This window comes from Roseateles sp. P4_D2, assembly GCF_056401875.1.
This window is the reverse complement of sequence record NZ_JBFUIM010000018.1, coordinates 1-16,961: the sequence shown is the minus strand read 5'-3', so window position 1 is coordinate 16,961 and position 16,961 is coordinate 1. Positions and strand designations below refer to the sequence as shown.

Annotated in this window: 10 protein-coding genes; all 10 read right to left on the bottom strand. The window is 67.2% G+C overall.

The window, feature by feature from the left end; all coding sequences use genetic code 11:
- Positions 1–9: 9 nt before the first annotated feature.
- Complete coding sequence (locus tag AC1DW0_RS26575) at positions 10–1,020, bottom strand: glycoside hydrolase family 62 protein (protein ID WP_477948999.1); 1,011 nt, start codon at positions 1,018–1,020, stop codon at positions 10–12.
- 122 nt (positions 1,021–1,142) lie between these two features.
- Complete coding sequence (locus tag AC1DW0_RS26570) at positions 1,143–2,591, bottom strand: MFS transporter (protein ID WP_457391291.1); 1,449 nt, start codon at positions 2,589–2,591, stop codon at positions 1,143–1,145.
- A 225-nt stretch (positions 2,592–2,816) separates the two neighbouring features.
- Positions 2,817–4,280 carry a GH1 family beta-glucosidase gene (locus tag AC1DW0_RS26565; protein ID WP_477948996.1) on the bottom strand — a complete coding sequence of 488 codons (1,464 nt, stop codon included), beginning with the start codon at positions 4,278–4,280 and terminating at the stop codon, positions 2,817–2,819.
- A 75-nt stretch (positions 4,281–4,355) separates the two neighbouring features.
- Positions 4,356–5,723 carry a GH1 family beta-glucosidase gene (locus AC1DW0_RS26560; RefSeq protein WP_477948994.1) on the bottom strand — a complete coding sequence of 456 codons (1,368 nt, stop codon included), beginning with the start codon at positions 5,721–5,723 and terminating at the stop codon, positions 4,356–4,358.
- A gap of 103 nt (positions 5,724–5,826) precedes the next feature.
- A complete protein-coding gene (locus AC1DW0_RS26555; protein ID WP_477948992.1) occupies positions 5,827–7,143 on the bottom strand; it encodes a GDSL-type esterase/lipase family protein in 1,317 nt (438 codons plus the stop codon).
- 41 nt (positions 7,144–7,184) lie between these two features.
- Positions 7,185–9,503, bottom strand: a complete 2,319-nt coding sequence (locus AC1DW0_RS26550; protein WP_477948990.1) for a glycoside hydrolase family 95 protein — start codon at positions 9,501–9,503, stop codon at positions 7,185–7,187.
- Between the two features lie 4 nt (positions 9,504–9,507).
- Positions 9,508–11,148, bottom strand: a complete 1,641-nt coding sequence (locus AC1DW0_RS26545; protein WP_457356487.1) for a DUF5597 domain-containing protein — start codon at positions 11,146–11,148, stop codon at positions 9,508–9,510.
- A 51-nt stretch (positions 11,149–11,199) separates the two neighbouring features.
- Entirely contained in the window at positions 11,200–14,244 is a 3,045-nt protein-coding gene (locus tag AC1DW0_RS26540) for a TonB-dependent receptor (protein WP_457356488.1), read from the bottom strand.
- 175 nt (positions 14,245–14,419) lie between these two features.
- Positions 14,420–15,736: a xylose isomerase gene (gene xylA / locus AC1DW0_RS26535; RefSeq protein WP_477948987.1), complete on the bottom strand. Its 1,317-nt coding sequence runs from the start codon at positions 15,734–15,736 to the stop codon at positions 14,420–14,422.
- Between the two features lie 10 nt (positions 15,737–15,746).
- Positions 15,747–16,961 (bottom strand): xylulokinase (gene xylB, locus AC1DW0_RS26530; protein ID WP_477948985.1); only part of this gene is annotated, 1,215 nt, incomplete at its 5' end.

Here is a 16,961-nt window from a genome sequence, read left to right as displayed (position 1 = left end):
CGCGGTCGTTCACTTCGAGCACATTGCGCTGATGGCATTCGGGGCCGTGGCGGTGATCAGCCCCAGCCGATAGGGCAGTTCGATGTAGTCGTACTTCTTGCCCTTTTCCATGTCCAGGCCCTGGAAGAGGAACTGCAGCGGCTTGCAGGGGTCGATGGTCAGCGTCTGGTCGACACCGTCGCGGATCATTTCTCCATGGGATACGCCTTCGGACCAGATCCGGCCGTTGAACTTGACGTTGTCAGCGCCGGCGAACCTGTTCATCTCGGCGCCGGGAACGGGCTGCCACTTGCCGTCCAGGCGATCAGCGGTCCAGGCCCGGAAATACCGGCCGCCTGGCCGCATGGCCTCGATCAGCGTCAGGTACTGGTTGGTGCCGGCGATCTTGTAGGTGTTGCTCGCCTCGAACATGTCGTCGCGCTTTTCTTTCATGACGACGACCGGCTCGGAGAAGCCCTGGGGGAAGCGCTCGATCGTCGTCTCGCCGCGGTAGAAGCTACCGTTGTCGCCTGTGAAGAAGAGGTGGCACTTCTTGTCGTCACAGATGTTCCAGAAGTCCAGCCAGGTCGCCTGGCCCTTGTCGTCCTTCACGCTCTCCGGGATGGTCTTGTAGAAGGGCTGCGGTGCCGTCCATGAGCGGGGATCGTTGATGTCCTTGGTCGTGGAATACAGCGGGTCGCCGCCCTGGTAGATCAGATACCAGAGCTTCTGCGGCGCGAAGTAGAAGACCTGGGGTGCGGCGCGGTAGCCAGGCCCGATGGGGGACTTGTCGAGCATGAACAGAGGCGCATTGGGTGCGTCCTCCCAGCGGGCAAAGCTCGCGTAGGCCATGCCCCAGCCATTCGTCCCCGCCGTGGTCATGAAGACGTGGTAGCGGCCGTCGTGATAGACGATGGAGGGGTCCTTGACGCCAAAGATGTGCTTTGCGTCGGCCGGCGGCCTGACCAGCGGCTCGCTGGATTTCCATTCGAAATCCTGAGCCCGATTCGTGGGTTCCGCCGCGTGAGCGAAGGTGCTCAATGCCAGACAGGAGGCAAACCAGAGTGCGTTGAAACCGTTCAAGGGAGATTTGTAGTTGCGCATGACTTCAGCGATGGATGTTTTCGGGCTTGATGTTTTCAGTGAATCGGTGCGTGCCGGCGTCATACGCGGCCCCGCGTGGCTTCCAGCTGCACGCGGATCTCGGCCATGCGCTGCTCGGTCAGCTCGAAGCGCAGCAGCGACACCAGGGCCAGCACCAGGCCGATGACCGGGATGCTGGACAGCAGGATGCGGATCATGAAGATGGCATTCGGGTCTTGTGCGCCCTCCAGCTTGGCGTCAAAGCCCGTGAACTGCAGGATCCAGCCCGACGCGCCCCAGCCGATGGCCATGCCGACCTTGGAGATCCACGACTGGCAGGCCGAGAACGAACCTTCGCGGCGTTGGCCGGTCTGGAGCTCGTCATAGTCGACCACGTCGCCGAGCGTGGCGTTGTAGAGCGTCCAGAAGCCCGCGCCCGTGAAGGCGACGAAGCCGCAGGCCAGCAGCTGCAGGTAAGGCAGCGCGGGGTTGTACAGCCACCAGTCGCCGATGAAGGCGCACATGGCCAGCAGCAGCACCGTCGCCAGGCCGGCACGCTTGCCGTGGCGGCGCGCGATCCACGCGAAGAAGGGGATGCCAGCAAAGCCGAAGGCCATGCCCGCCAGGCCCATGGCGGTGTTCCACTTGGCGCCCTGCACGATGTCGCCCTGGCAGACGTAGTAGATGGTGGCGTAGTAGCCCAGGGTGCCGACCATGGCCGTGCCCATGCCATAGGCCAGCATCATGCCCAGCACGTGGCGGAAGGGCTTGCAGCGCAGCGTGCGCCACAGCGTGTCGGCGAAGGGGATGTGGGTCTGCGTGCGCGCCACCAGCTTCTCGTAGTAGCGCTCGCGCACCAGCAGGAAGATGGCGATGGACACGGCCACCATGATGGCGCCAAGGATGGCGCAGTAGGTCTGGGCGCCGCGCAGGAGGTCGGGCTTGCCGGTGCTCGCGTCATTGAAGATCGCCAGCGTCGTGAACTGGGCGGCGAAGAACATCGCCAGCTCCGGACCCTTCTGGATGGCGTTGCGGATCGCCATGACGGTGGTGCGCTCGTGATAGTCCGGCGTCATCTCCGCGCCCAGGCTGCTCCAGGGCATGTTGAAGCAGCTCATCACCGGCACGTAGATCACCATGCTGACCAGCATGAAGATGAAGTACTGCGTGTCGGTCCAGCCCTTGCCGACGGCGAACATCAGCGGCAGGCCGATGCCGGCCAGGATGCCGCCGACGAGGATGAAGGGCCGCCGCCTACCGTAGCGGGTGCGCGTGTTGTCGGAGATCCAGCCGAATACCGCGTCCGAGCCGGCGTCGATGAAGATCTTGATCATCTGCACCGTCGAGATCAGGCCAGGGGCCACGCCGAGGAAGATGTTGAAGACTTGGTAGGCCAGCGACGGGTAGAGCCAGTGGCCCCACATGTCGAGGATGGAGCCCAGGCCGAAGCCGATCTTCTGCCGCATGGGCAGGCGGTCGGCAGGCGGTACGGCTTGCGCCACGTTCAGAGTCAGGGTTTGCGGATTCATTTCAGTGTCCAGAATTTGCGGACCGAGCGCCGGGCCGCTCCCAAGCCGGCCCGCGTTTGGCGATGTGCTCGCGGCTCAACGCCGCGAGCATCGCCGTCCCCGCGGGGGCTGAGGCCGGACACATCGCGCCCGGTGGGCGGGATGTGCCTGCCGAAGGGCTGCGGCGCAAGGCGCAGCGCGGTCTGCAAGACCGGCCAAGGTACGCCTTGGACGAGGGGCTCCATCTCACAGGATTCTTCTCGTCTTGATGACTTCGGCGTAATAGCGCGCCGACAGCTTGGGCGTGCGGACCTGCGTCTTGAAGTCGCAATGCACGATGCCGAAACGGCGCTGGTAGCCGTCTTCCCACTCGTAGTTGTCGATGAAGGACCACAGGAAGTAGCCCTTCAGCGGCACGCCGGCGGCGATGACGCGGTGGGCCTCGCGCAGGTGGCTGCGCAGGTAGTCGCGGCGATGCAGGTCCAGCACCTCGCCGTTGACGACCGGCTCCTCGTCGTAGCCGCAGCCGTTCTCGGTGATGTAGAGCGCCTGGTGGCCGTAGACCTCATGGCTGAAGCGCGTGCCCCAGTAGATGGACTGCGGCACCAGGCGCAGCCAGGTGCTGTCGGCGCGCGGGTAGTTGACGGGGTGGGGCAGGGCCTCGTAGGCGGCGCCGTTCTTGCCGGCGCGCACATAGGTGCCGCTGTAGATGTTCAGGCCCAGGAAGTCGGTCGGCAGGCTGATGAGGTCGAAGTCGCCGGGCCGCACGTCGGGCGCATCCGCACCGACGTGCGCCAGGAAGTTCGCGGTGTACTTGCCGGCATGGATGGCGCCCAGCACCTGGGCGTTCCGGTCGACGAACCAGGCCTTGGCGGCGGCGATGTCGGCCGGCGTTTCCGTCACGGGCACGGGCACGCCGCAGTTGTCGGTCAGGCCGACGACGGCGCCAGCGCCACCGAACTTGCGCACGGCACGCACGCCATGACCATGGCAGAGCAGCGCGTGGTGATAGGTCTGGTTGACGACCTTGGCGCTTTCCTTGCGGCCCGGAGCCTTGCCGCCGGTGCCGTAGCCAAACAAGGTGAAGCAGACGATCTCATTCAACGTGATCCAGTGCTTCACCTCCCCGGCGAAGGCCTTGACGACGGTGTCGGCATATTTCGCAAAGGCGTCGACGGTGACGCGGGAGGTCCAGCCGCCGCGGTCTTCCAGCGCTTGCGGCAGGTCCCAGTGGAAGAGCGTCACCCACGGCTCGATGCCGTGCTTCTTCATGCTGGCAAAGAGGCGGTGATAGAAGTCCAGCCCCTTCTGGTTGAGCGCGCCATCGCCGTTCGGGTAGATGCGTGGCCAGGCGATGGACAGGCGGTAGGTCTTGAACCCCAGCGAGGCCATCAGCGCGAAGTCCTCGTCGAAGCGGTGGTAGTGGTCGCAGGCGACGTCGGGCGTGTCGCCGTTGTGGACCTTGCCGGGGATGCGGCTGAAGCGGTCCCATACCGACTCGCCCTTGCCGTCCTCGAAGGCCGCACCCTCGAGCTGGGCGGAGGCCGCGGCGACGCCGAAGACGAAGTCGGCGGGGAAGGGGCTTTCGTAAGTCAGTACGCCTGGTGCGCTGCGGCGCTGTGGCGTGGCGGCCAGCGAAGCTGTGGCCAGCGCGGGCAACGCGGCGGCGGCGAAGAGTTGGCGGCGGCGCAGGGGGCGAAAGGAAGTCATCTGGATGGTCCTCGGTAGGCCGCACGTGGGGCGAAGGCCCGCCGCGGTGCGAGGGAATATAGGACCCGCTTCATTTCAGAGGATGCGACGTTCGCGGATCACATCGGCGTAATAGAGCGCCGACAGCTTCGGGGTGCGCACCTGCGTCTCGTAGTCGCAATGCACGATGCCAAAGCGCCGCTGGTAGCCGTCCTCCCACTCGTAGTTGTCGATGAAGCTCCACAGGAAGTAGCCCTTCAGCGGCACGCCGTCGCCGATGGCGCGGTGGGCTTCGCGCAGGTGGCTGCGCAGGAAGTCGCGGCGGTGCAGGTCCAGCACCTCGCCGTTCACGACCGGCTCGTCGTTGTAGCCGCAGCCGTTCTCGGTGATGTAGAGCGAGGTGTGGCCGTAGCACTCGGCGGCCAGGCGCGTCGCCCAGTAGATGGACTGCGGCACCAGTCGCAGCCAGGGGCTGTCGGCGCGCGGGTAGTTGACCGGGTTGGGCAGGGCCTCGAAAGCGGCGCCGTCCTTGCCGGCGCGCACATAGGTGCCGGTGTAGATGTTCAGGCCCAGGTGGTCGGTCGGCAGGCTGATGAGGTCGAAGTCACCGGGCTGGACCTGTGGGGCGTCGGCGCCGACGCGGTCGAGGTAGTCGGCCGAGTAATGGCCGGCATGCATGGCGCCCAGCACATGGGCGTTCTTCTCCAGGAACCAAGCCTTGGCCGCGGCGATGTCGGCCGGCGTCTCGGTGACGGGAATGCAGACGTCCAGGTTGTCCGTCAGGCCGACGACCGCACCCGCGCCGCCGAACTCGCGCACCGCGCGCACGCCGTGGCCGTGGCACAGCAGCGCGTGGTGGAAGGTCTGGTTGACGACAGCGGCACTCTCGGTGCGGCCCGGCGCCTTGGTGCCCCAGCGATAGGCCAGTTCGGTGAAGCAGCGGATCTCGTTCATCGTGATCCAGTGCTTGACGACGCCGCCGAAGGCCTTGACGACCGTGTCGGCATAGCGACCGAAGGCGTCCACTGTCACGCGCGACGTCCAGCCGCCGCGGTCTTCCAGCGCCTGCGGCAGGTCCCAGTGGAAGAGCGTCACCCAGGGCTCGATGCCGTGTTTCTTCATGCTGGCGAAGAGGCGGTGATAGAAGTCCAGGCCGGCCTGGTTCAGCTCACCGTCGCCGTTCGGGTAGATGCGCGGCCAGGCCAGGGACAGGCGGTAGTGCTTGAGCCCCAGCGACGCCATCAGCGCGAAGTCCGCGTCGAAGCGGTGGTAGTGGTCGCAGGCGACGTCCAGGGTGTCGCCGTCATGCACCTTGCCGGGCTGGCGGCAGAAGCGGTCCCAGATGGATTCGCCCTTGCCGTCCTCGAAGGCCGCGCCCTCGATCTGCGGCGCGGCGGCGGCAACGCCGAAGAGGAAGTCGGCAGGGAAGGGGCTGGAGTAGGTCAAGGTGAGGTTGTCTGTCAAGGAGCCATCCTGCGGCAATGGGGCGGTTGCGACGATGCCGCGGATGAAATCGGAGGAGCTAGAGGCAGTCATAGCGATCCAGGAGAGGGAGAGTGCTCGGCCGTCAGGGCGTCAGCCACGGGGTCAGGGTCGCTGTCAGGCTGCGAGCCCATATTTCATAGCCTTGCGGGCTGAGGTGCAGCCAGTCGGGCAGGATGTCTTTGGAGAGTGTGCCGTCCGGATTCGCGAGCGCGCGGCCGATGTCCAGGAAGACGATCCGGCGGCCATCGGCCAACGCGGGCAGCAGCGCATTGATCCTGTCGTTGTGCCTGCGGGTCAGGTCGTCGGGCTTCTCGCCGCGTGGGAACAGGGCCAGCAGCAGCACCTTGGCCAGGGGCTGGCGCTTGCGGATCTCGTCGAGGTTCTTCTGGATACCAGCCACCGTGAAGGCCGGGTCTTCCAGCCGGTCGCCGGTGTTGTTGGTGCCGATCATCATGACGACCGCCTTCGGCGCCATGCCGTCCAGCTCGCCATGCTGCAGTCGCCACAGCAGGTTTTCGGTGCGGTCGCCGCCAAAGCCTAGGGCGACGGCGTTGTGCTTCGCAAAATGCGTTGCCCACGCAGCCTTGCCTTCGTTCTCCCAACCCTGTGTGATGGAGTCGCCAAGGAAGACGAGGTCCACGCGCCGGCCCGCTTCGCGATGAGCCTTGATCTCGGCGAGCTTCTGTTCATGGCGCGGCAGCCACCAGTCCGCGGCCCAGGATTCCTGCAGCCGTTCGGGCGTGACGGACTGGGTGCGGTAGTCGGGGCAGGCGGTGGTCGCCTTGCCATTTTTGTTGATGCGCAGGTGGGCAATCTGCAGCTCGCCGTTGCCCGTGCCTTCCAGCGCGAAGGGCACGTTGACGGCGCTGAAATCGTCGCCCTCGCGCCAGAAGCACTTCAACGCAAAGGACAGGTGCTGACGGCCTTTGCCGATCAGCTCTCGGCCGGCGAACAGGAAGGGGATCTTGCGCTCGCAAGGAAACGCCGGGCCGTCCCAAGTTTCCTTGGCCCCCTCGGGGGGTGGGCTGGGCGCAGCCCGGCTTTGGGGGCGTCCACGGCCATTGCCGCAACCCAGCTTGAACTTCATGCCACCATGGGCGAGATCGATGACATTCAAGTCGAATTCGACGGTGCCTTCGGCCAGATAGGGCCGCAGGTCCAGCGGCGGGCCGTCCTGCCAGCGGGCCTGGGCGATCCAGGAGTTGCTGAACTGCAGCGTCAGCGCACCGTCAGCGCTACGGCGGGCCGCGACGTGGCTGTCCGGCACGCGTGGGTTGGCGGGCTTTGGCACGGTGACGCGGTCGCCGACGAGCTTGGCCTCGCCCTCGAAATCGGTGACGGCGATCTGCCAACCCTTGGCGGGGCGGCCGACGTCCAGATCCAATGACTGCGCTGTCATTGGGAGCAGGGCAGCGAAAGCGAGCAGGAAGCGATTCATCATCAGAGCAAGTCTTGGGACGACAGCGTGCGCGACTGGCCGGGCTTGAGCTTCAGTGCGACGACGCGCTCGCCGATGCGAACGCGGCCGCCGCCCGCGCCGGCCACCGAGCGTACGGTGGCGCTCTTGATGCGACCGTTTGCCCAGGCGATGTCGACCTCGAAGCCGCCGCGGGCGCGCAGGCCCTTGACCGAGCCTTGCGGCCAGGTCGCAGGCAACGCGGGCAGCAGGTCGATGACGCCGTCCTGCGATTGCACCAGCATCTCGGCGATCGCGGCGGTCGCGCCGAAATTGCCGTCGATCTGGAAGGGCGGGTGGGTGTCGAAGAGGTTGGGGTAGGTGCCGCCCTGGTTCACCTCACCACCGGCGCGGGCGGCCCGGGCACCCGGCGTGGCCAGCAGGCCGCGCAGCAGCGTGTGCGCATGGTCGCCGTCGCGCAACCGCGCCCAATAGGCCATCTTCCAGGCCATGGACCAGCCGGTGCTGACGTCGCCGCGGGCCTCCAGCGTCTTGCGCGCCGCTGCGGCCAGCTCGGGCGTGCGCGCCGGAGAAATCTGCCGGCCGGGGAAGAGCGCGAACAGGTGCGAGACGTGGCGGTGCGTGTCCTTGGGCGTGTCCAGCACAGCGTCCTTGAGCTCGGCCTGCCATTCCAGCAACTGGCCCCAGCTGCCCACACGCGGGCCGGCGAGGCGGTCGCGCAGCGAGGCGGCATGGTCGCGCGCGGCACGGTCGCCGAGCGCGTCGGCGGCCTGCACCATGTTGTCGAAGTGGTCCCACAGGATCTGCTGGTCGTAGGCGACGCCGTCCTGGATGGGGCCGTGCTCGGGCGACCAGCCGTTGGGTGCCACCAGCTTGCCGTCAGCCGTTGCCTTCAGCCGGTCTTCCCAGAACTCGCCGACTTCCTTCAGCACCGGCCAGGCCACGTCACGCAGGAAGGCCTTGTCCTGTGTGAAGGCGTAGTGCTCCCAGAAGTGGCGGGCATACCAGGCGTTGCCGGTCATGTTCCAGAGGTAGGTCTGGGCGCCGAAAGGATTGGTCGCGGTGCGCAGCGCCCAGCCGCGCATGGGCTTGCCCGCAGCCGTCACGAAGGTCTCGATGGGGGGCTGCACCGAGTTGTCCCACGGGGGTGTCTCGGGCGGCAGGGCCTTCGGGTCTTTCAGTGCCAGCGCGGCGCGTTCGGCGACAGGCCGGCGCCAGGCGGGGATCAGGTTCTGCACGAAACGGTGCAAGGGCTGCGCCGTCTCTGCCAGGTTGGTCGGCTCGGCCGGCCAGTAGTTCATCTGCAGGTTGATGTTGCTGTGATAGTCCGCATTCCATGGCGGCGTGAGGCTGTCGTTCCACAGGCCCTGCAGGTTGGCCGGCAGGGAATCGCGCGAGCTGGAGACCAGCAGGTAGCGGCCGTATTGGAAGTACAGCGCCTCCAGCTCGGGGTCGCCGCCGTCCCGGGTGTAGGCGGCCAGGCGGGCGTCGGTCGTCAGCGCCCGGCGCTCGGGCGGGCTGGTGCCGAGGTCCAACTGCACGCGGCCGAGCAGGCCTTTGACGTCGGCCTCGTGCTCCGCCTGCAGCGCCGGCCAGGATTTGGCGGCGGCCGCGGCGACCTGGGCCTGCACGCGTGGCAGCGGCGCCGGGCCGTCGACCCGGCCGTCGGCATGGCTGGTGCCGGCGCCGAGGACGACAGTCAGCGCGTCGCAGCCGCGGAACACCAGGGTGTTGCCGTCCACCGTCACCGAGCCGCCTTCCGGCACGACGCGCAGCTGGCTCGCATAGGCCAGGCCGTTGGGCAGGCGGCCGGTGGCGGTGAGGGCGGCGCCCGCCGCGGAGAGCGCCGCGCCGTGCCGGTCGGCCAGCGTGATGCGGCCGTTGTAGCGGCCCGGCTGGTCGGCGCTGAGGCGCCAGGCGATGACCTGGGCCGGCTGGCTGGCCAGGGTTTCGCGCGTGAAGCCGGCGCCGGCCTGGCGGTAGCTCAGGCGGTGCCGGGCGTGCTGCAGGTCGAGCTGGCGGCGGTAGTCGGCCACGGGCGCGTCGGCGCCGTCGAGTTCGAGCACCACGTCGCCAAACGCCTGATAGGCGCCCAGCGCCTGGGCATCACCCGTCCACAGCGTGATGTCGTTGAACTGCAGCCGGTCGCGGGCGACCTGGCCGAACAGCATGGCGCCGATGCGGCCGTTGCCGATCGGCAGGGCCTGCTGCTCCCAGCCCTGGGCCGTGTCGGCTGCGGGGCGGTCGTAGCGCAGCACCAGCTCGCCCGCCTGCAGCGGCAGGGCGAGGCAGCAGGCGAGCAGCGTTGCAGCGGCCCGCAGTGATCGGAGGCTCTGCTTCATAGGCTCAGCGCGGGCGGCCCATCTTGACCTTGAGCATGACGGGCTCGGCGGGGAGGTTCAGGCCGTAGTCGACCTGGTCGCCGTTCCAGACGCGCTCCATGACCCAGCGCCCCTGGTCGTCGAAGCGGCCCTGCTCGGTGCGCAGCATGAAGCCGTTCTGGCCCGGCGCCGCCTCCATCCGCACGCGGGTGCGTTGGCCGATGACGAGGAATTCGTCGTCGCCGATCTGCGCGATAGCGACGCCGCCGCCGGGTTGCTCGGTGCCAGCGGGGAACTTGTCGGTCATCTTCCAGCTGGTCTCGCCGAACTGCCATTCGCGATAGCTCAGCTTCGCGACCCAGCCGGGGAACTCCAGCAGCTGCGGCTTGCGGTCATCGCTCTCGGCGGCGCCACGCGTGCGGCCATCAAAGGCCCATTGCGCCCATTGCCGCTGGATCGGGGCGAACATCTTGAAGACGCGAGCGAAGGGCTCGACCATCTCGCGGTCGGTCGATGTGGAGCCGAGCGGGAAGTTGCTGTAGTTGAAGTAGTCGATGCCGAACGGCGCCACGCCGAGGGCGCCGTGCCCGAGGACGGGGTAGAGGTAGCGCGCGTAGATGGCCGCGTTGCCGATCTCGGGCACCCACAGCGCGTTGTCGACGCGCTGGAACAGGCGCAGGTTGGCGTTCACCTGCTCGGACTCGGGCCGATAGATGTCGGGCGCGACGATGTCGAGCGCGGGTGCCGCGGCCTTGTAGATGTCGATGACGTCCCAGGTCGGGCCGCCACTGGCGAAGTCCTTGTTCCAGGGCTTGGGCGGCTGGTCCAGCGGGTTGCGCAGCGCGTTGTTGACGTACATCGGCAGGTCGTAGACGGCTTTGCCGGCCGCGGCGATGTCGCCGATGTAGCGGGCGATGGCCCAGGCGTGGAAATACTCGTCGGCGTAGTCGCCGTAGACGGCGCGCCAGTTGCCGCTTGCAGCGCCCGGCACGGCGGCTTTCTTGCGTGCCAGCACGGCGGCGGGCACGGGCTGCGCGAAGGCCGCCTCGGCCACCTTGCCGAAGTCGCGCACCAGGCCATAGGTGCCGACTTCATTCTCGACCTGCACCATCAGCACGGTGCGCTCGGCCGAGTCGATCTTCTTGAGATGCGCCATCAGCGCGACGAAGGCGCGCTTGTCGGCCTTGAGCGTCTCGGTGCCGAAGGGGCTGAGGCTGTAGTTGGACTTGCCTTCGCGGTCGACGTTGAAGGGGAAGCGCTTGGGGTCGAGCTTGACCCAGGCGGGCGTGTACTGGGCGCTGGTGTTCTTCCAGGTGGCGAACCACAGGATCACCAGGCGCTGCTTCTGTCGGCGCGCCTCCTTGACGAGCGTGTCGACGAAGCTGAAGTCGAATTTTCCTTCCTCGGGCTCGACCTGCTCCCAGGCCACCGGCATCAGCACGGTGTTGGCCTTGACGTCCTTGGCCGCGTCCCAGACGGGCTTGAGCGCGCCGGGGTAGTTGCTGGAGTTGTGCGCCTGCGCGCCCAGCATCAGGAAGGGCTTGCCATCCACCAGCAGTGCGTGGCGGCCGTCGCGCTCGACGAGGCGGGGCGCCTCGGCGGCACCGGCGGCTTGCAGGAAGAGCAAGCCGGCCAGCACCGCCGAGAGAAGTGCGTTTCTTTTCATCGGGATTCCAGGCGCCCGGCGATCCTGCGGACCGCCGGGCGCAAACCAAGGTCAGAACGTGTAGCGCGCCGTGACCACGTAGCGAGGGCCGGTGTAGAACAGACCACGGGTCATGTAGCCGACATGCTGCTGCATCAGCTGGCGCTGGCGGGCGGAGTTGAGGTTCTGCGCCTCCAGGCCAAGTGACAGCTTGTCGTCGAGCAGCTTGTACGACACGCTGCCGTCCAGCTGGCCATAGCTTTCAGCCCAGACCGGCAGGCCCCAGGCCACGTTCCTCTGGCCGAGGTTGGGGCTGCTCGGGTCGGTCACCAGGCCGTCCGTGCCCTGCGTGCCGTTCACGTTGACGGCCTGCAGGTAGCGCGAGCGCCAGCTGTAGGCCAGGCGTGCGGACAGCGGGCCTTGGTCATACATCAGCTGGAGGTTGAAAGCCTTGCGCGACAGGCCTTGCAACGGCAGGTTGCCGAACTGGCGGCCGTCGGTGTCGCAGCCGTTCAGGTTCAGGACGAAGTTGTCCGCCGAGTTGCCACCGCTGCAATACATCGAGCTGACCGGGGTGTTCAACTTGCTCTTGCTGTCGACGTAGGTCACGTTGCCCTGCACGCCAAAGCCCGAGAGCCAGCCCGGCAGCTTGTCGAAGTAGGTCTGGAAGGCCAGCTCGATGCCGTTGATCTTGCCGTTGGCGCCGTTGACCGGGCTCGTGACCTGGAAGTCCTGCAGGTTGCCGCTGACATCGGGCAGGCGGAAGGTCGACGTCTTGTTGATGACGATGTCCTTCAGGTCCTTGTGGAAGACCGCCGCCGTCAGCGAGCCCACGCGGCTGAAGTACCACTCGCCCGTCAGGTCGGCCTGCGTCGAGCGGGTCGGCAGCAACATCGGATTGCCCTTGGCCGAGCCGGTCTGCGTGACGCTGGTGACCGTGGTGCCGGTGGTGTTGATCGTCTGGCCCAGCGTGGTGCTCGCCTGCAGCCTGTCGAAGTCGGGGCGCGAAATGGCCTTGGCGAGGGCGAAACGGAACTGCAGATCCTGCGCGGCCTGCAACTTCAGGTTCAGGCTGGGCAGAACGTCCGTGTAGCTGTTCTTGAAGGTCTCAAACTTCTGGTATGCCGGGATGTTGGACACCGGCACGCCGCCAAGGCCGAGCTTGGCCTGCTCGGTACCGGCAAAGGAGGTGTAGCCGAGGGCGCTGTTCTGCGTCCGCACGACCCGTACGCCCACGTTGCCGTCGACCGGCACATTCCATTCCTCGAAACCGAAGCGCAGCTGGCCGTAGGCAGCCTGGGTCTTCTCGCCCTGCTGGTTGCCGCTGCCGTTCTTGATGTCCTGGTTGAGGTCACTGCCCAGTCCTTCCGGTGTGAAGGCGAACGGCCACTGGCTGCAGGCGTCGGTGCTGAGGCCGGCCGCAGTCTGCTTGGCCACGCAATTGTCGGCGCCGTACTTGTGCAGCACGGAGTAGGAAGCCGGGAAGCCGGCGGCCTGGGCAACCGACGGGAAGACGACCGACGGCGGATTTGGTACTTTGCCGCCGAAGAAGTTGTTGAAGGTGTTGGTGGTGGTGCCGCCGGGGTAGTCGCTCAGGTACGCCGGGCCACCGGTCGTCCAGGGCGCGGAGATGGCCTGCCAGTGGTAGCCGGACGGGTTCGTCGAGCTCTTGGCCACGCGGTCCGTTAAGCGAAGGCCGAAGCGCAGGTCCTGTAGCACCGGGTGTTCGAAGCGGTACTTGGCATCGCCCTTCCAGCTCTTCTGCGTCCCGATGCCGCGGTCCAGGTGCTCCATCGTGAAGCTCCAGTAGTAGTTCTTCGGGTCCGCGAGGTAGGCACGGTCGGCCGCGTCGAAGCTCAGGCTGGGCGTGCTGCCGCTCAGGTCCAGGACTTCCTTCTGCATGCCGACGCCGGTCGCGACGGTGGAGTCCAGGCTGCGGGTGGAAGCCTTCACGTACTGCAGGTCGGACGTGAAGCTCCAGCGGTCATTCGCCTTCCAGTTCACGCGCCAGCCGAAGTCTTCCGTCTTGGAGTTGCGGGTGGCCGTGCGGGTGTCGTCGTTGAAGTTCAGCAGCGACCCGTCCCTGTTGGTCAGCGTGCCCGAGACCAGGGCGCCCTGGTCATTGAACTTGCCGTTGTTGACGACGATCAGGTAGGGGTCGGTGCCTGCAAAGATGGCCTGCTCGTCCCACTGCATGCGGTACTTGGACTGGAAGTACGTGAACGAGCTGTCGATGTCGCCCTTCTTCCACTGCAAGGCGCCGTACAGGCCGTCGCGCTTGCGTTCGAACTCCAGCGTGCGCCATTGCGCGCCCTTGGGCACCCACAGATAGGTGCCGGGCGGCTGGCCGGCCACGGCATCGGTGCGGGGGTAATAAGGTTCGATCTGGAAGAAGTCGGAGCGTGTCGCGCTCTTGGAGCTGGCGACGTTCAGCAATGCACCGAAACGGCCGAAGTCGGTGTCCCAGCTGTTGGCCAGCAGGCCGCTGGCGGACGGCTTCTTCTTGCGGTTGAGGCTGGTGTAGGCCTCCTGCACGGTGACCGAGCCCTTGAAGCCCTGGTAGTCGAAAGGCAGCGCCGTGCGCAGGTTGACGAGGCCGCCGACAGCGCCCTCGATCTGTTCGGCCGACGGGTTTTTGTAGACGTCGATGCCGGCCATCAGCTCGGGCGGCACGTCTTCGAAATTAAGTGCGCGGCCGCCGTTGGCGGAGAAGGTGTCCCGGCCGTTCATTTCGGAACGCACGTAGGACAGGCCGCGGATGTTGACGCCGGAACCTTCCACCGAGTAGTGCTCGGGGTCGTTGCGAGCCATGGTGCGCTCGATCGTCACGCCGACGATGCGCTGCAGCACTTCGGTGACGGAACGGTCGGGCAGCTTGCCGATGTCGTCGGCCACGATCGAATCGACGATCTCGTCGGAATTCTGTTTGATCTTCTGTGCCGATTCGAGCGCCGCTCGGCGGCCGCTGACGACGACGGTTTCCAGGTTGGTGGTGGGTGCGGATGCGGCGGCGGCGGGGGCCGGCGCGGTCTGCGCCATCGCCATGCCGCTGCAGAGCAGGGCGGCCTGGGCGGCGGCAAGGGATACAGCGGTTCGGCGGGGATGGTGATGTGTCACTTTGTCTCCTCTCGTTGTCGTAGGGCTCTAGGCCCGTGTCGTACTGCTGGTTCGGGGAAGCAAGGAAATCAACATCGCCCAGGTCGACAGGCGCATGGCTTTTGAGCGAGGGTGTTCGTCATGGGCAGCGTGTCGGCTCGGGTGTGTTGGGCGGGGGTGAATCGGTGATCGGCGGTCAGCCGCAGAAGCGGTTGACCAGGTTCTCGAAGACTTCCTGGCGGCCGGACACGGGCGCCACGTCGGTGTTGGCGGCGAGCACCTGGTCGGCGAGTTCGGTCAGCGAACGCCGGCCGTTGAGGATGTCCTGCCCGGCGGGCGCGTCCCAGCCGGCGTAGCGGCTGTCCACGGCGGCCTTCAGGCGGCCGTCGTTGACCATCTTCTCGGCGATCAGCAGCGCCTGCGCGCACACGTCCATGCCGCCGATGTGGCCGTGGAACAGGTCTTCGGCATCGATGGACTGGCGGCGCACCTTGGCGTCGAAGTTCAGCCCGCCCGAGCCCAGCCCGCCGGCCTGGATGACGTGGTACAGCGCGATGGCCGTCTCCGGCACGTTGTTGGGGAACTGGTCGGTGTCCCAGCCCAGCTGCGGGTCACCGCGGTTCATGTCCAGGCTGCCCAGGATGCCCAGCGCCCCGGCCGTGGCGATCTCATGCTCGAAGCTGTGGCCCGACAGCGTGGCGTGGTTGGCCTCGATGTTGACCTTCACTTCCTTCTCCAGGCCGTAGCGGACCAGGAAGCCGTAGACGGTCGCGGTATCGAAGTCGTACTGGTGCTTGGACGGCTCGCGCGGCTTGGGCTCGATGAGGATGGCGCCCTTGAAGCCGATCTTGTGCTTGTACTCAACCACCATGTTCAGGAAGCGGCCGAGCTGGTCCAGCTCCTGGCCCAGGCGCGTGTTCAAGAGCGTCTCATAGCCCTCGCGGCCGCCCCACAGCACGTAGTTCTCGCCGCCGAGCTTCAGCGTCGCGTCCATCGCGTCGCGCACCTGCAGCGCGGCCATGGCGAACAGCTCGGGGTTGGGGTTGCTGGCCGCGCCGCTCATGAAGCGGCGGTGGCTGAACAGATTGGCCGTGCCCCACAGCAGCTTCAAGCCCGTGGCCTGCTGCTTCTCGCCGAGCACGTCGACCATGCGCAGGAAGTTCTCGTGGCTCTCGCGCGGCGTGGCGCCTTCCGGGGCGACGTCGCGGTCATGGAAGCAGTAGTAGGGCGCGCCGAGCTTGGCAAAGAACTCGAAGGCCGCGTCGGCCTTGAGCTTGGCCAGCTCCATCGGGCTGCCGCCCTGGAACCAGGGGCGCTCGAAGGTGGCGCCGCCGAACGGGTCCAGGCCGGTCCAGACGAAGTTGTGCCAGTAGCACACGGCAAAGCGCAGGTGGTCCTCCATGCGCTGGCCCAGGACGATGCGGTCCTTGTCGTAGTGCTTGAAGGCCAGCTCGCTCTGGCTGTCGGCGCCCTCGAAACGGATGGGGGCGATGGCGTGGAAATAGCTCGTCATAACTCGGGGGTCAGGCACCGCGCAGGCGGCGGTAGAGGTCACGGAAACGCGCCAGGCGGGGRGCCAGGCGGGCATGGCGTTCGGGGTCGGGAGARAAGAGGGCCGCCACGGGCGGGCGGGTGCAGACGGTCTCGACAGCACCCCCGGTGGCCAACCAGCCCAGGCGTGCCGCGCCGAGCGCGCCGCCGGCTTCGCTGCCGGTGTGCAGGACGAYGTCGACCTGGAGTGCGTCGGCGATCAGCTGGGCCCAGAARYGGCTGCGYGAGCCGCCGCCCACCAGCGACAGCTGGTGSACCTSGGTGCCYGCSGCYCGCAGCGCGTCCAGCCCRTCGGCCAGCCCGAAGGCSACGCCYTCGAGCACGGCATAGGTGCAGTCGGCGCGATTCGTCTGCGCCTTCAGGCCATGGAAGACGCCGGCTGCAAACGGGTCGTTGTGCGGCGTGCGCTCGCCGGCCAGGTAGGGCAGGAAGATCGGCGCGTGGTCTGAGGTGCTGACTGCGCTGTCATTTGATGAAAGTTCAGCCAGCAAGGTGGTTTCATCGGCGCCGACGAGCTGGCAGAACCAGCGCAGGCAACTGGCGGCCGACAGCATCACGCTCATCTGGTGCCAGCGTGCGGGAAGCGCATGGCAGAAGGCATGCACGGCCGAGGCCGGGTTGGGCCGGTAGCGGTCGTTGACGACGAAGAGCACGCCCGAGGTGCCCAGCGAGATGAAGCCATCACCSGGCTGCGTGGCGCCGATGCCGATGGCGCTGGCCGCGTTGTCGCCGGCGCCACCGGCGACGACCACCTCCGCGCCCAGGCCCCAGGCCTTGGCGAGTTCGGGCTTGAGCACGCCGCTGGGCTGGCTGCTCTCGACCAGGCGCGGCATTTGCGCGCGCGTCAGGCCGCAGGCGCCGAGCAGTTCGTCGGACCAGTCGCGCCGKGCCACGTCCAGCCACAGGGTGCCGGCGGCGTCCGACGGGTCGGAGACCTTGTCGCCGGTCAGCTGCAGGCGCAGCCAGTCCTTGGGCAGCAGCACGCTGGACACGCGCTCGAAGACTTCGGGCTCGTGCTTCTTGACCCACAGCAGCTTCGGCGCGGTGAAGCCGGGCATGGCGAGGTTGCCGGCGATGTCGTGCAGGCGCGGCGCGGCGGCCGTCAGCTCGTCGCACTCGGCGTGGCTGCGGCCGTCGTTCCACAGGATGGCCGGGCGCAGCACGGCGTCGTCAGCGCCCAGCAGCAC

Coding starts and splice junctions, on each gene's coding strand:
- AC1DW0_RS26570 (WP_457391291.1), bottom strand. CDS start 2,591: ATGAATCCGCAAACCCTGACTCTGAACGTGGCGCAAGCCGTACCGCCT.
- AC1DW0_RS26565 (WP_477948996.1), bottom strand. CDS start 4,280: ATGACTTCCTTTCGCCCCCTGCGCCGCCGCCAACTCTTCGCCGCCGCC.
- AC1DW0_RS26555 (WP_477948992.1), bottom strand. CDS start 7,143: ATGACAGCGCAGTCATTGGATCTGGACGTCGGCCGCCCCGCCAAGGGT.
- AC1DW0_RS26550 (WP_477948990.1), bottom strand. CDS start 9,503: ATGAAGCAGAGCCTCCGATCACTGCGGGCCGCTGCAACGCTGCTCGCC.
- AC1DW0_RS26545 (WP_457356487.1), bottom strand. CDS start 11,148: ATGAAAAGAAACGCACTTCTCTCGGCGGTGCTGGCCGGCTTGCTCTTC.
- xylA (WP_477948987.1), bottom strand. CDS start 15,736: ATGACGAGCTATTTCCACGCCATCGCCCCCATCCGTTTCGAGGGCGCC.